Source organism: Eggerthella sp. BIOML-A4, from assembly GCF_009875575.1.
In the GTDB taxonomy this organism is placed as follows: Bacteria; Actinomycetota; Coriobacteriia; order Coriobacteriales; family Eggerthellaceae; genus Eggerthella; species Eggerthella lenta.
The window spans coordinates 57,042-71,367 of the sequence record NZ_WWRX01000007.1 but is presented as its reverse complement, the minus strand read 5'-3'; the positions used below and the strand labels follow the sequence as shown (position 1 = coordinate 71,367).

The following is a 14,326-nucleotide window of genomic DNA, read 5'->3' as shown; positions in this document are numbered from 1 at the left end:
CGCACGGGAACCGATGTGCCGTTCGAACCCGACGGCCGCCTGTACGAGGCCGACCAACTGTCGGCCGATTTCAAGGCGCTCGTGCAGACCACGAAGTCGCAGCAGCACGACCTGGTGCTGAAGGAGCGCCGCCAAGCAGCATTCATCAGCGATGTGGCGCACGAGCTGCGCACCCCGCTCACTGCCATCCGCGGCAACGCCGAGATGCTGGAAGATCCGGATCTACCGCCCGAGCTGCACGAGAAGTTCTGCTCGATCATCATCGCCGAAAGCGAGCGCCTGAGCCGTCTTACCCACGACTTGCTGACGCTGCAGCGCATCGACGACAACGCCATGCCCATGGAGCTATCGCGCGTGAACCTGCGCGAGCTGGCCACCGGCGTGCTCGACGCCCTGGAGCCCATTCTGCGCGACCGCCATGCGAACACCGAGATCGTCGGCGAGGCGCCCGACGTGCTGGGCGACCCCGATCGCCTCAAGCAGGCCGTGACGAACCTCGTGGAGAACGCGAGCCGCTTCATCGAACCGGACGGCCACATCACCATCGAGCTGTTCGGCCTGAAGGGCAACTCCATCCTGGCCGTGAAGGACGACGGCACCGGGTTCGGCGACATCGACCCCCAGCTGCTGTTCGACCGCTTCTACCGCACCGATGCGTCACGAAGCCGAGGCACGGGCGGCACGGGGCTGGGGCTGGCCATCGTGAAATCGGTGGTGGAATCGCACGATGGCACGGTGGAAGCCATCAACCTGCCTGATGGAGGGGCGTGCTTCATCATCGCGCTACCGTCCATCCTGCCCGGCGAACGCTAGCATCCTCAAACACGCAAATCCGGGATCGCCCGATCGCGATCCCGGATTTGATAGCGAGCGCGCATGCCGCTCGCGACTCTGAAAGCCAACGCCTAGTGCGCGGCGGTATGCGCATGACCCTTCCCGCCGCGGAACAGCACGAACGCCAGCACGGCAACCACCACGACGCTGGTGCCGATGGCGCACACCGCCTGCAGATGGATCATCGGGATACCCACCAGCATGCCGATGATGTACGGGACGAGCCACGCAAGCCACACGAACGTGCTGAACGTGTGGAATCGATGCATCCCCCGCTCGTTATGACGCACGTACGTGACCGTGGCCCAAACGGCATGCACGAGCATCAGCACGATAGCAAGCAGACCGGTGACCGCGTGGATCCCGAATCCTCCTGCGGACGATTGCTGCGCGATGTTCGACATGATCATCGTGCCGGTGGTATCGCACACGAGGCCGCCCCAAAACAGCAGCACATGGCGCAGCGACAACGTTCCCGAACGACGCTCCCCGAACACTCCGAAGGTGTACAGAACCAGCGCGCAGGTGATGGCGACACTCGCCACGATCAATTCGATGCTCATCGTTGCGCTCCTTTCTTCTTTGCTAATATGAACTAAGTTCATTAATGAACAACGTTCATATTAGAGAGGCCTGCGCTCGGAGGCAATGACGGACGAAAATCAACCACCATTTCTTCACGAGCTACGCATGAGTCTTCCTCTACAATGAGGGAAACGACCGGATCCCGAGCTTCCGCACGCGGGAGGTGCGCATGGGCAACAAACCCGTCATCAGCAAACAGCAGATCCTCGACACCGCCTTCGCGATTGCCAGCGAATCGGGTCTTTCCGGGCTGAGCATCCGCGAGGTCGCGCGCGCATGCAATGTAGCCGTGGGCACCGTGTACAACTCCTACCCCACCAAATACGACCTGGTCAACGACGTGGTAGGACGATTCTGGAACGAAGCGCTGGCCGACAGCATGCCCGGAGCCATTGCCGGCGATGACTTCATCGGCTTCTGCGAGGGGCTTGCGCTCCAGCTGTCGGGAGCGCTGGCGAGGTTCCGCGACGACTGGCTGACGGAAGTCGCCGCGCTCGACGCGAAGGGCTTGGCATCGGCGCGCAAGCGCGAGGAGGCGTGCTTCGCGCACATCCGCCGCGGCCTCGTGGTGGCGCTCGAACGCGATCCGAACGTGGCGCACGACCGCCTGCTGGGAGCGCTGGCCCCCGAACCGCTGTGCGCGTTCGTCTGGGGCAGCATGCTTTCGTCCATCAAGCGAGGCGACCCTCGATGCGAAACCCTGTTCGCCCTGTTGCGCCGCACGCTGTACGAGCCCCCATTCGCATGAGATAATGCAACAATACGAAAGGAGGCCAACATGCTCGATATAGCCACCATCTCCGAAAGCGTGAACAATGCCGCGCATGAATTTCCGATCAAAAGGGTCGACCTTTTCGGATCGTATGCGGAAGAACGTCAGACCGAAAAAAGCGACGTCGATCTATTAATCGAATTCACCTCGATAGCCGTTTCGCTCCTCCTGCTTGCATCGCTGCGCGATCGGCTGGAGAAGGATCTTGGCACATCGGTCGACATCGTGCATGCGCCCATTCCCGATGGCTCTATATTGGATGTGGGAAAAACGGTAACGCTCTATGAACAATAGAGATCGAACCGTCGTCGGCAAAGTGCTCGACGAAATAGCCATCGCCGAATCGCTCATGCAGAACGAGGATCTCGCTTCATTCCTCGAAGATGAGAAGCTCAAGCGTGCCGTATGCATGACGGTTATCAACATAGGGGAACTCGTTAAAAATCTTACCGAGAGCTTTCGCCTTATACACGCCCAGGTGCCCTGGAAAGCCATTGCCGGCTTTCGCGACATAGCTGCGCACAAGTATCAAACGTTGCGCATGGAAGACGTATACGCAACCGTCTCGGACGACTTTCCGTCGCTTCGCACGATGCTAGAAGCCATACTGGAAAACGAATAGCGATCACATTCAGTCCCCTGCCATCCCGGGAAAAGGACGACAGGGGACCACTTTCGCTACAATGGGAGGCTAACGGGTCGTTTAGAGAGCTGCGAGCACGGGGAGCACTTTTTCCAGGTCGGCTACGAGGCCGAGGTCGCAGTGCTTCATGATCGGAGCGTTCTTGTCCTTGTTGACGGCCACCACGAACTGCGATTCCGCCATGCCCACGGTGTGCTGCACCTGGCCCGACACGCCGAGGCCGATGTACACGTCGGGCTTCACGACGGCACCCGAAACGCCCAGGTAGCGACCGTGCGCCATCCAACCCTCGCCCTCGGCGATGGGGCGCGTGCAAGCCGTCTCGCCGCCGATGCGCGCCGCGTACTCCTGCGCCTTGCCTAGGTTCTGCTTGTTCTGGATGCCGCGGCCCACGCACACCACGACCTTCGCGGAGCCGAGGTCGACCACCTCCTCCTGCTTCTCCTGGCGCCCGACCAGCTTGATGGGACCGGGCTCGATCGACGCCGCCGCGCGCTCCACCGTGCCGGCAGCCGGCGCTTCGTCGATCTCGAACACGCCGGAGCCCACGAGCACGATCGCCATCCCCCGCGCATGCTCGACGCGCTCGGCCGCACCGCCGTACGCCATGTGCGCCGCCTCGACGCCCTCGTCGTCAAGCTTCACGCGCGACGCGTCGGTGACCACCGGCACGCCCAGACGCACGGCAAGGCGGCCCGCCACGCACTGCGTGCGCTTCGACATGCGCGCCAGGATCAACGTCGGCTGCTCGGCTTGGACGACCTCCTGGAACGCGGGAACGCAGTCCTCGTACAGCGCACCCTCGGGAACGGCGCCGACGTGCATCACGCGCGCACCCCACGCCGCGATGCGCTGCGCGTCGGCCTCGTCGCCGGCCCACAGCGCAACCGGCCTCCCTCCCAGCGCCCGCGCCCCGCTGCACAGCTCCTCGTACGCTTCCGCCGTGTCGGCGAACACCGCAATCGTCTTATCGCTCATGGATGCCTCCTTACAGCCGCTCGCGCACGCGTGCCGCGAACGCCTGGATCGTCTCGTCGTCATCGCCTTCGAGGATCTCGCACGCGCGATCGCGCTGCTCGGGCGCAAGCGTGCTCACCACGTCGATGGCCTCGTCAAAGCCGTCGAAGCCCACATCTTCGAAGGAAAGAACGCGCGAGGGCTTCTTGCCCGCGCCCAGGATGTCCTTCATCGAGGGGATGCGCGGGGTGTTCATGTCGGCGACCACCGACAGCACGGCCGGAAGCGGCACGTCGAGGCGCTCGACCACCGCGCCCACCGTGCGCTCGACATGCGCGACGCCGTCGTCGAGCTCGATGGAGCTGACGGCGTTGACGGTAGGAAGCCCCAGCAGCTCGCCCAGCTGCACGCCTACCTGCTGCGCATAGCGGTCGGCCGACCCCTCGCCGCACAGCACCAAGCTCACGTCGTCCAGCTGCTTGACGGCCGCTGCGAGCACCCGCGCCGTCACCGCCGATCCGGCCTCGGGCAGCGACGCGTCTTTCACCGCCACGTTCTCGTGCGGCCCGCGCGCGAGGATGGCTTTCTTCAACTTCGAGTCCTCCACCGGATCGCCCCCGGCGGTCAGGCTGACAAGCGACGCGCCGGAAGCCGACGCCAGCTGCGCGCCGGCTTCCACGGCGTTGAGGTCGTAATCGCCGATTTTGAGCGCAGCGCGCTCGAACGACAGCGTGCGATCGGCCTGCACGACCGCGTCCTGCTCGTCGGGCACGATCTTGTAGCACACAACGATGTTCATGAATCACTCCTTTTGCTTCTCGGGAATGCGGTTCCGCACCTTCGAAAAGCAAAAAGCGTGCCAGCCTGCCCAAGCGCTCTAGAACGCGTCGTCCATGCTTTCGAGCACCACGCGAACGCGCAGGTGAAGGCGGTTGAGCAGCTCGGAGAGCTCTTCGTGCGTCAATCCGAGCTGCCGCCCCACCGCCGCGAGGTCGCCTTCGTGCTGCGCGAGCAGCGCCTGCACAAGATGGCGCTCCTCCGACACCGCATCGTCCTCGACGCCCTCCCGCATCGCCCCCGCATCCTGCTGCACGGCCACGGCGGCGTGGGCTACCGGGCCGTCCGGCATGGCGTTCGCCGCATTCGCGATATGGGGCGGCAGCGAATCCACGGTGACGTTGGCGCCCTGGCCCTGCATGATCAGGCAGCGCTCCACGATGTTGCGCAGTTCGCGCACGTTGCCCGGCCAGCTGTAAGCCTGCAGCGCCTCGATGGTCTCGGCGGGGAAGGGCGTGCACGGCACCTCGAGCACCGAGGAAAGCTGCCCGTTGAAATAATCCACCAGCGGCGGGATGTCGGCGGAGCGCCGCCGCAGCTGAGGCAGGCGGATCTCCACAAGGCTCAAACGGTAGTACAGGTCGCTGCGGAACTTCTTCTCGGAGATCAGACGCTCGATGTTCTGGTTCGTCGCGGCGATCACGCGCACGTCGAGCGTCTTCGCGGTGTTCGATCCCAGCTTCGTGACGCTCTGCTCCTGCAGCACGCGCAGCAGGCTCACCTGCATGTCCACCGGCATCTCGCCGATCTCGTCGAGGAACAGCGTGCCGCCGTCCGCGAACTCGAACTTCCCCACCGCGCCCGTCTCGCGCGCCCCGGTGAACGCCCCGCCCTCGTAGCCGAACAGCTCGGTGGCCAGCAAGTCGCGCGGCAGGGCGCCGCAGTTGATGGCCACGAACTCGCCGGTGCGTCCGCTGCGACGATGCAGCGCGCGGGCCACCACTTCCTTGCCGGTGCCCGTCTCGCCCAACAGCAGCACGTTCGTCTTGATGGGCGCGACCTTCTGCACCATGCGGTCGATCTTCTTCCACTCCTCGGTTTCCCCGATGTAGTCCACCTTGTCGCCGGTCGGCATGACTGCGGCGTCGCTGCGCCGGCCGGTTGCGCTGCGGGCGTTGCGCTCGGCTTCGTTGCCGTCTTCGAACACGAGCATGACGAACGGCTCCTGTCCTTCGACCTCCACCTTGCCGTGCCGCACGAGGTTGAGCTCGTGCACCGCGCGCGAGCGCCCCTTCTTGAATCGGATGGGCAGCGGTGCCTCCAGCTTGTCCGGCAGATCGAGCACGTCCTGCACGGAGAAGTCCTTTCCCAGATAGGCGCCGAGCGATTGCGAGCCGTACGAATACTGCTCCCAGCCCGGGCAATATGCGCGCATGCCCGCGTTGCCGCCCAGGATGCGGCCGTTGGGGTCGATCAGAAGCACCGGGTGCTCGTAGGCCAGCATAAGCGGTTTGAAGAAGTCGACCGTGGACAGCAAAGCGCCCGCCTTCGCACCGGCGCGATGCAAGTCGTTCGTCAACGAGACGCCGATGCGGCACAGCTCGAGCGCGCTTTGCGGCAAGACGGCGAACGGGCTGTTGATGTTCATCGCGCCGTAGTACTTTCCCGCGGCATCGAGGTAGGGAACCGACACGCCCGAATATGTTTGCACGATGGCGCGATAATGCTCGAACCCGTCGACGCGCACCGGCTTCTTCTCGTAGGCCACCAGGGTGGCGTTGCCGGTGCCCACCTCCTCTTCGCGCGTGAACGTGCCGAACGTGCGCGGATACACCGCCAAGGGCGACATCAGCTCGAACACGAAGTTCTCGCCGTCCATCAACGACACGTTGCAGCCCAGCATCTCCTTCAGAAACTTCATCACCGGAGCGGTCGATTTGAGCGATGCCGCGAAACGCTGCCGCTTCTCTTCCAGCAGCGCGACGTTCTGCTCGGTGAAATCGCTCGACCATGGGTTCACGCCGGCGGCGCGGCATCGAAGCCATGAGCGAGCTATTTCGGGGCGCACCTTGTCTTCGAGGATGGTGCCCGTGCTGACGAACGTCTTCCAGGCCTCTATCGCGTGTTCTTTTCGATATACCACGTACGCTCCCCTCCCTTTCGATCGAGTACCTTACCGTCTTCGCTGCGACTGCCGGCCGATGCCCAGCGCCTCGCGGTACTTCGCCACGGTTCGCCGTTTGATGTCCACGCCCTCGCCGTTCAGGATGGCGGTGATCGTCGCGTCGCTCAAAGGCGTGCGACGGTCCTCTTGGGCCACCAGGTCTTTGATGCGGTCTTTGATGGCAAGCGACGACAGCGCATGGCGGCGCTCCTCGGCCGTGCAGGCGACCGAACTTGAGAAGAAGTGCTTGAGCGGGAACACGCCCCACGGGGTGAGGGCGTACTTGTCCTGCACCGTGCGGCTGATGGTGGACACATGCACGCCCAGCGCATCGGCGGCCTGCTGCATGGTGAGCGGGCGCATCCGCGCCTCGCCGCCCATGAAGAAATCGTATTGGACCTCGGCCAGATACACGCCGAACCGATGGAGCGTCTGGCGCCGTTGGTCGATGTTCGCCAGCGCTGCATCCGCCTCGGCGCGCTTCTCGTGCAGCCACTCCCGCGCCTCGTCGTCCATGCCCCCGCGCTGCTCCATGCGGTCGTAGGATCCGTTGAGCACCAGCGTTTCCGACAGCTCGCCGGTAACCTGCACCGAGAAGGCCGTGCCATCGCGCCTGATGGTGATGTCGGGGATGACGTACACGGTGCCCTTGCGCTGCGAGAAAGACGAGCCCGGGCGAGGGTCGAGCGTGCAGATGACCTCGCGGATGGCGGCAAGGTCGTCGATGGTCAAATGGTAGACGCGCATGAGCTTCGTCGTGCGGTTTTCGGCGAGGTCGTCCAGCCCGGTGCGCAGCATGTCGCGAATCACGTCCGCATAGGGAAGGCCGTCGTCGATTTGCAGCGCAAGGCATTCGGCCAGATCGCGCGCGCCCACGCCGCGAGGCGACAGCTGCTGCACGAGCTCGAGCAGCCGCTGGCCGTCCTCTATCGAGCGCCCCGCTTCGGCGCAGAGCGCATGCATGCTGCCGGAGAAGTACCCGTCGTCGTCGATGTTCTCGATAAGGGCGTCGAGCAGAGCGCGGTCCTCTTCGCCGACGCGCACGCCCGTCAGCTGCATGCGCACATGGCTGTGCAGCGTTTCCGTTTGAGAGCACTCGTCGCGCAGACGGGCCAGGTCGAACCCGCGGGCATCCCAGGCGATCGCCGACGGCGGGCGCGCATCGAACCCCTCGGCAGCCGTTTCGGCATCGGCCGCAGCGTCGCCGTCCTCCTCGTCGGGCAGCTCCTCGAACGAGAGGGAACCGTGATCGTAGTCGAAATCGAGCAAGGGGTTGCGCTCCACCAGGTCGCGCACGTACGCGTCCAGGCGCGCGACCGGCAGCGACAGCACCTCGAGGCCCTGGATGGCCGTGGGAGCGAAATGCTGCTTGGTCCGCACCGAGACGTTGGAGCGCGCCTCCATGCGTACGGCTTGGCTCGGACAATCCGACATGCAACCCCCTTGCTGCGACGCGCTTCGGCCGCTTCCCCTCGACAGCCGCGCGATTTCACCGACGAGCGGTGCTCATGCTCTCATTTTAAGATGATTCCGTGAAATTTTCAACCAATTATGCGATATTATAAACTCTAGCACGATTTTTGCTAATTGTTTTACTAATCTATGGAGAAAGCTCAGGAAGGACCCCTTCATGACGTGCGATCCATCAACCCCCACCATCCGCGAAGCTACCCAGCAGGACGCCGCCGCCATCGCGCGCCTGGCCGAAGACGCCGGCATGGGCACGCTCACCCCGCGCGGAACGTCGTACGTCGCGCTGGACGGGGACCGCATCGTCGGGTTCATCCGCATCGTCGAAGCCGAAGGCGATCGGTACGTCAGCCCCATCGTGGTGGACCCGCAGGCGCGCAGGCTGGGCGTGGGACGCGCGCTCATGCAGGACGCTCGGACACGCTACGGCGCGCTGCTGTTCGTCGCACGCGGCCCGGCGGTTCCGTTCTACACGGCGCTGGGATGCGAGCAGGTAGAGCGCGAGCGCATTTCGCCCGACCTCGGCGAAGACTGCGACACCTGCCCCGATTTCGCCGCCTGCCGCCCCGTCCCCATGATCTACCGGTAACGTCCTGAAGGGGGTCGCCCCCCCCCTCAGGACGGTTTTGCGAACGACCTAGCGCGGGTTCTTCGCTTGCGGCGCGGGATCGGCGGGGCCGGCGTAGGTCTGCACGATGCCCGCGTAGGTGCGCGCCTCGTCGCCGACCACTTCGAGGCCGGTGTCCATCCAGTTGCGGCGGCGGATGGCCACGAGCGCCCAATCCTTCGCCGAGCCCTTGATGTAGTTCTTATCGTTCGGCTCGCCCTTCGTCCACAGCTCGCCCGACGGAAGCGTCAGCTCCAGGTACATCGGGATCTCGGAATCGAACGCGAGCCCGTTCACGTTGTACATGTTAGGACGGCCCTGCCACGAAAGGAACAGCGTGGACGTGATGCGTTCCTTCACCACAGGGTCGATGCCGAGCGCATCGTAGAGGTCCACGCTGTGCGCCCACAGCTCCATGAGGCGCGCCGACGCGAGCGACCGCACGGACATGTGCGGGATGCCTGCCGCCCACGGCACGCGGCCCTTCGGGCCCAGCTCCAGGAAGGATGCCGTCATGAGCGTGCGCTGCTCGCGCCACCAGTTCAGGATGTCGGCGCCGCTTCGGTCGCGAAACGCCATGACGTGGTAGTGCTCGTCCTGCTCGGATGCCGCATCGGCCACGGCATTCACGCTCTCGCCGCGCCCGGCCAGCAGCTCCACCGCGCAGTAGTCGAAGAACGCGATATGGCAGATGACGTCCTTGAACGTCCAGGTGGTGCAGTACGACGCCATGCGGTTCCAGTCGTCCTCGGTGAAGTCCGCCACGAGGGCGTCGACCAGCGCCTGCTCGGCGATAAGGTCGTCCACGGGATTGAAGATTTCAGGCATGATGAAGTCCTTTCTATTCCTGGAATTGCTTCTGGATCGCTCGGCCGGCGATGTGGATCATGATCTCGTCGGTGCCGGCTCCGATGCGGTAGACGCGCTGGTCGCGCCACAGGCGCGAGATGCGGCAGTCCTTCGTGTAGCCGATGCCGCCCATCACCTGCAGCGCGGTGTCGCACACCTCGAAGGCGGCGCGGCCGCAGTACAGCTTCGCCACGGCGGAATCGATCTGCACCGACTCGCCGTTGTCGATCTTCCAGGCCGTCTTGTACACCCAGTTGCGCATGTTCTCGATCTTCAGGTACATGTCGGTGATGTGCTCTTGGATGAGCTGGTTCTTGCCGATGGGCTTGCCGAACTGGATGCGCTGGGTGGCGTAGCGCACCGCGTCCTCGAAGGCGCACTGGGCCGCGCCGAGCGATTGGGCGCATGCGATGAGGCGCTCCACCTCGAAGTTCACCATGGCCTGCATGAAGCCGTTGCCCTCGACGCCCACGAGGTCCTTCTCCTCCAGCTCCACGTCCTGCATGTGCAGCTCGCAGGTGTTGCCCATGTTCCAGCCGATCTTCTCCAACGGCTCGATGGAGATGCCCTGAGCCAGGTTGCCCTCGTCGTCGTGCAGCGGCACCCACCACATGGAGAAGCGGGAGCGGTTGGCGCGATCCTCGGGATCGTCGTCGGCATCGCGCGCCACGCATAGCATGTACTTGGAGTTCACGGCGTTCGTCATGAACGATTTGCTGCCGTTCAGGTACACCTTGCCGTCGCGGCGCTGGTACGTGCTGGCCAGCGACGAGCTGTCGGAGCCCGCGCCCGGCTCGGTGAAGCCCAGCACGAAACCGGGCTTGCCTACCATGACCTCGGCGAAGCACTGCTCCTGCTGTTCGGGCGTGCCGTACTCCGTCATGTCCTTGAGCGCGCACAGGTTGCCGTACACGTAGATGGGCGCGCCGTTCTTGCAGATGCGCTCGGACACCAGCATGAGCGTGGTCACGTCCACCGGGGTGCCGCCGAACTTCTCGTCGACGCCCAGCATCTGGAAGCCGTTCTCCAGCAGCGCGTCGGTGAACTCCTGGGGCCACACGTGCTTCTCGTCGCACTCCTTGAAATACTGCTCGGTGCCGTAGCGCTCCATGAGCTCGTCGACGCTGTCGAGCAGCAGCTGCTGCTCATCGGTCAAGCTGAAATCCATCCCGTCGTTCCTTTCCTTCGGTTCTCCCTAGCGTTGCTCCATGAAATACCGGTAGGCATCCCCGGCGCGCTCCCTGCGCACCCTGCCTTCGCCCATCAGATGGTCGAGGTGGGCCAGCGTTTCGCACACGACGATCCACCGCTGGATGATGGGTATCTCCTCCCAAGCGGCATGCGGAATGTTCCACGTGATGGACTTAGCAAGTTCCGTGCCAGTCATGCCGGGGCGCTCCTCGAGCTGCGCGGCGATCTCGTCGAGCCGCTGCCGATGATGCCGCTGCAGCCAGGCGATGCGCTCGGGCATGGCCTCGGCCTGGCGCCGCGGGTCGACGAACCCGTGCCCCATGCAGGCGAACTCCACGGGCAGCTGCGCCACCTTGTCCAAGCTGCGCAGGTAGTCGCCCAGGGAATCCGCCTCGCCGGGGAACGGCGCCATGTTGGGCGAGCTGTTCATCAGCAGGTGGTCGCCGTAGAACATGACCTTCTGATCGGGCAGGTACAGGCATTGGTGGCCCGGCGTGTGCCCCGGCGTGTCGACGGCGCGCATCCGGTAGCCGCCGTAGCGCAGCTCGTCCCCGTCGGCCAGGTTCGCGAAACGCTCCGGCATGGGCCACTCCACGCGCGGGATGAGGCTGGCGTCGGTGCGTTCCAGCTCGTCCAGCTCGTCCGGCGGAAACCCCTCGCACGAAAGCCGCGCCTTCACCGTGCCGCGATACGAGCTGGCACCGCGGCCGCGGAACAGCTCTTCGTCGCGCGCGCTCAGGTATACACGCGTGTCTTCGTGCGCGATGGCCGCGATCAGGCCCAGATGGTCGATGTGGAAGTGTGTGGCGAACACGTCGGTGCGCGCCATGTCAACGCGCAGATCCTGCAGCGCCGAGCGCAGCACCTCGTACGACGCCTCATGGCTGACGCCGGTATCGACCAGCAGGTTGCGCTCGTCGGTGGCGATGAGGTAGGCGTTCGTGTAGCCGATGGGCGTGCCGCCCGAGTAGGGCACCTGGATGAGGTAGATGTCGGGATCGCTGCGAAGCTTCTCGTGGTGGCGCGGCGCGGCCTGCTCCTTGCGCTCGTCGAAGTACGCCACGATATCCTGCTTGCGCACCTTGCCCGCGCTGTCGCGCTTCATGTCGTCCATGAACACCACGTAGCGGGGCTTCTTATAACTGGAAATATGGTTCTTGCAGTGCGTTTGCACCTCGGCGGCCGTGAGGTTCGAGCCCTCGCGCGGCTGGATGACGGCGGCCACGGCCTCCCCCATCACCGGGTCGCTCGTGCCGAACACGAGGCAGTCGTCGATGGCGGGGTGCGTGCGCAGCACGTTCTCCACCTCGGCGACGAACACGTTCTCGCCGCCCGATTTGATCATATCCTTCTTGCGCGACCGCACGTAGTAGTACCCATCCGCATCGCGCATCATGAGGTCGCCCGTGCGCAGCCAGCCGTCGGGCGTGAACGCCTCGTCGGTCAGGTCGGGCTGGCCGTAGTAGCCCTGCATCACCGACCGCGACCGGAACAGAGCCTCCCCCACTTCGCCGTCGGGCACCTCGTTGCCGTCCTCGTCCACCACCTTCATCTCCACGTGCTTCATCGGCCGCCCCACGCTCTCCAGCAGGGGCGAATCGGCCTCTAACATGGCCCGTGTGATCTTCAGGCTGCTGCCGGCGCCGCTTTCCGACTGTCCCCAGCCGTAGTTGAGCACCGCGTTGGGGAACTTGTCGTAGATGGCTTGGATGATGGGCTTCGTGGTGGCTCCGGCCGCGCTTTGCACGAGCCGCACCGAGCTGAGATCGCACTGGTCGATGGTGGGGCACCGCAGAAGGCGCAGGTACGTGGTAGGCGGCAGCAAGATCATGTACGTCACGCGGTAGAACTCGATGAAATGGAGGATCTGCTCGGCGTTGAACGCCTCGCAGATGACCAGCGTCGCCCCGGCCGCGAACGCGATGGTGAACCAGCTGTGGCCGCCGTGGTGCTCCAGCGGGCACTGGATGAGCACCACGTTGTCGGGATCGTCGCCGATGCCGTTGGAATCCATGATGGCGTCGAGCTCCACGAGGTCGGCTCCGTGGGTGCGTGCGGCTCCTTTCGGCAGGCCCGTGGAGCCGCCCGTGTACTGGATGCGCGACAATGCGTCGGGGTAGCGGAACAGCGGGGGCTCGGCGGTGCTGCGGCCGGCGCGCGCCCGCTCCAGATCGAGCGCGCCGGACACCTCCCCGCCTGCGCTGACCAGCGCCACGTCGGACGTGAACGATTGCGCCGCCTCGGCAACCGACGCGGCGAACTGGCTGGCGAACACGAGCACCTCGGCCCCGCTGGCATTCACCAGATAGGCGACCTCGCGCGGGATGAGCTTGTAGTTCAGCGGCACGGCCACCGCCCCGATCTTCTGGACAGCGTAGTACAGCTCAAGGAGCTCGGGGCAGTTCGGCAGCAGGTAGGCCACGCGATCGCCCGGCCGCACGCCCAAATCGCAGGTGAGCACGCCGGCCATCTGGTTGATGCGATCGTTCATGGCGCGGTAGGTGATCTCGCGTCCGTCGAACACGACGGCCGTTTTATCGGGATGCGCCCGAACGCTCGCCAAGAACGGTTCCGCTACGTTGTACTGGGCCATATCGTCTCACCTTCGCAGGGTTCAGCGGGCAAATTTCTCCATGGTGGCGGCGTACGCCTTCGTGGTCGTGCAGAACGGCGACGCCGTCGATTCGGCTTCCAGGCACGCTTCCAGGTTGCCGTCGGCCAGCGCGTTCATGATGTTCTTCGTAAGGTGGATGGACGCGTCGGGCATCCCCGCCAGCTGGCGCGCGAACCACAGCGTGTCGGCTTCGAGCGTTTCCGTCGGGAACACGCGGTTCACCACGCCCCAGTCGTACAGCTGGAGCGCGGGGATCTTGCCGCCGAAGAACAGCAGCTCCTTAGCGCGCTGCGGCCCCACCAGGTCGGGCAGCAGCTTCATCATGCCCATCTCGGGCACGATGCCGATCTGGCAGAACGCCGGCACGAACAGCGCGCGCTCGGACGCGCATACGAGGTCGGAGGCGCACACGAGCGCGAACGCCCCGCCCACGGCGTAGCCGTCCACCATCGCGACCACCGGCTTCGACATCGTGCGGATGGTGCGAACCACGGCCAAGTACCGGCGCAGCGTCTTGCGCGCGCCCTCGGGGCCCGGTTCGAGGGCGGGCCCCTGGTCGAGATCGCCGCCGCTCGAGAAATCGTCGCCCGCGCCGCGCAGCACCACCACGCGCACGCCGTCGTCGACGTCCGCCGCGCGCAGCAGCGCGTCCAGCTTGGTCATCATCTCGCCGGACAGGGCGTTCTTCTTGCGCGGCTGGTTCAGATAGACGACCTCGATGCCGCCTTCGAGACGCTCGGCGTACACGACGTCGCGCTCGGGAGCGCAGGCGAAGGACGCGTCGGATCCGACGGCTTCGGCTGCTTCGCTTGGGATGACGGGTCGATTGACGGGTCGTTCGGTTATGACACTCACTCGCGTTT

14 protein-coding genes are annotated in these 14,326 nt (G+C 64.9%); 5 read left to right on the top strand and 9 right to left on the bottom strand.

Translation table 11 applies throughout. From position 1 onward, the window contains the following. The first annotated feature begins 15 nt into the window (after positions 1 to 15). A complete protein-coding gene (locus GT613_RS08465) occupies positions 16 to 813 on the top strand; it encodes a cell wall metabolism sensor histidine kinase WalK (protein WP_226844391.1) in 798 nt (265 codons plus the stop codon). A 92-nt stretch (positions 814 to 905) separates the two neighbouring features. On the opposite strand, the gene GT613_RS08460 is transcribed toward GT613_RS08465, so the two are convergent. Next, entirely contained in the window at positions 906 to 1,397 is a 492-nt protein-coding gene (locus GT613_RS08460; protein WP_009305227.1) for an HsmA family protein, read from the bottom strand. Positions 1,398 to 1,588: 191 nt separating this feature from the next. On the opposite strand from GT613_RS08460, the gene GT613_RS08455 reads away from it, so the two are divergent. The 3 genes from GT613_RS08455 to GT613_RS08445 are packed head-to-tail and all read left to right on the top strand — an operon-like array spanning position 1,589 to position 2,813. Next, on the top strand, positions 1,589 to 2,167 hold the full coding sequence (locus GT613_RS08455) for a TetR/AcrR family transcriptional regulator (protein ID WP_114516493.1): 579 nt from the start codon (positions 1,589 to 1,591) through the stop codon (positions 2,165 to 2,167). Positions 2,168 to 2,197: 30 nt separating this feature from the next. Continuing rightward, the gene (locus GT613_RS08450; RefSeq protein WP_009305229.1) at positions 2,198 to 2,485 is read left to right on the top strand and encodes a nucleotidyltransferase family protein; all 288 of its coding nucleotides are present in this window, start codon (positions 2,198 to 2,200) and stop codon (positions 2,483 to 2,485) included. Next, a complete protein-coding gene (locus tag GT613_RS08445) occupies positions 2,475 to 2,813 on the top strand; it encodes a DUF86 domain-containing protein (protein ID WP_009305231.1) in 339 nt (112 codons plus the stop codon). Before GT613_RS08450 ends, GT613_RS08445 begins: the two co-directional genes overlap by 11 nt. Before the next feature lie 81 nt (positions 2,814 to 2,894). Here the strand turns inward: GT613_RS08445 and GT613_RS08440 are convergent, their stop codons facing one another. From GT613_RS08440 to rpoN, 4 genes are all read right to left on the bottom strand, one after another. Then, positions 2,895 to 3,812, bottom strand: coding sequence for an electron transfer flavoprotein subunit alpha/FixB family protein (locus tag GT613_RS08440; protein ID WP_114516492.1), 918 nt, complete (start codon positions 3,810 to 3,812; stop codon positions 2,895 to 2,897). A gap of 10 nt (positions 3,813 to 3,822) precedes the next feature. Then, the gene (fixA, locus tag GT613_RS08435; RefSeq protein ID WP_009305235.1) at positions 3,823 to 4,590 is read right to left on the bottom strand and encodes a putative electron transfer flavoprotein FixA; all 768 of its coding nucleotides are present in this window, start codon (positions 4,588 to 4,590) and stop codon (positions 3,823 to 3,825) included. A gap of 78 nt (positions 4,591 to 4,668) precedes the next feature. After that, complete coding sequence (locus GT613_RS15755; RefSeq protein WP_015761437.1) at positions 4,669 to 6,711, bottom strand: sigma-54-dependent Fis family transcriptional regulator; 2,043 nt, start codon at positions 6,709 to 6,711, stop codon at positions 4,669 to 4,671. 30 nt (positions 6,712 to 6,741) lie between these two features. Beyond that, complete coding sequence (rpoN, locus tag GT613_RS08425; RefSeq protein ID WP_009609088.1) at positions 6,742 to 8,166, bottom strand: RNA polymerase factor sigma-54; 1,425 nt, start codon at positions 8,164 to 8,166, stop codon at positions 6,742 to 6,744. Between the two features lie 196 nt (positions 8,167 to 8,362). Between rpoN and GT613_RS08420 the strand changes: the two genes are divergently transcribed. Next, on the top strand, positions 8,363 to 8,791 hold the full coding sequence (locus GT613_RS08420; protein ID WP_009609080.1) for a GNAT family N-acetyltransferase: 429 nt from the start codon (positions 8,363 to 8,365) through the stop codon (positions 8,789 to 8,791). Positions 8,792 to 8,839: 48 nt separating this feature from the next. On the opposite strand, the gene GT613_RS08415 is transcribed toward GT613_RS08420, so the two are convergent. Genes GT613_RS08415 through GT613_RS08400 form a run of 4 tightly spaced genes read right to left on the bottom strand, consistent with a single transcriptional unit; the run spans position 8,840 to position 14,318 of the window. Continuing rightward, positions 8,840 to 9,637, bottom strand: coding sequence for a TIGR03084 family metal-binding protein (locus tag GT613_RS08415; protein WP_009609094.1), 798 nt, complete (start codon positions 9,635 to 9,637; stop codon positions 8,840 to 8,842). Between the two features lie 13 nt (positions 9,638 to 9,650). Beyond that, complete coding sequence (locus GT613_RS08410) at positions 9,651 to 10,826, bottom strand: acyl-CoA dehydrogenase (protein ID WP_009609067.1); 1,176 nt, start codon at positions 10,824 to 10,826, stop codon at positions 9,651 to 9,653. Positions 10,827 to 10,853: 27 nt separating this feature from the next. After that, on the bottom strand, positions 10,854 to 13,442 hold the full coding sequence (locus GT613_RS08405) for an AMP-binding protein (protein WP_009305241.1): 2,589 nt from the start codon (positions 13,440 to 13,442) through the stop codon (positions 10,854 to 10,856). A 21-nt stretch (positions 13,443 to 13,463) separates the two neighbouring features. Continuing rightward, complete coding sequence (locus tag GT613_RS08400) at positions 13,464 to 14,318, bottom strand: enoyl-CoA hydratase/isomerase family protein (protein WP_009305242.1); 855 nt, start codon at positions 14,316 to 14,318, stop codon at positions 13,464 to 13,466. Between the last annotated feature and the right edge of the window lie 8 nt (positions 14,319 to 14,326).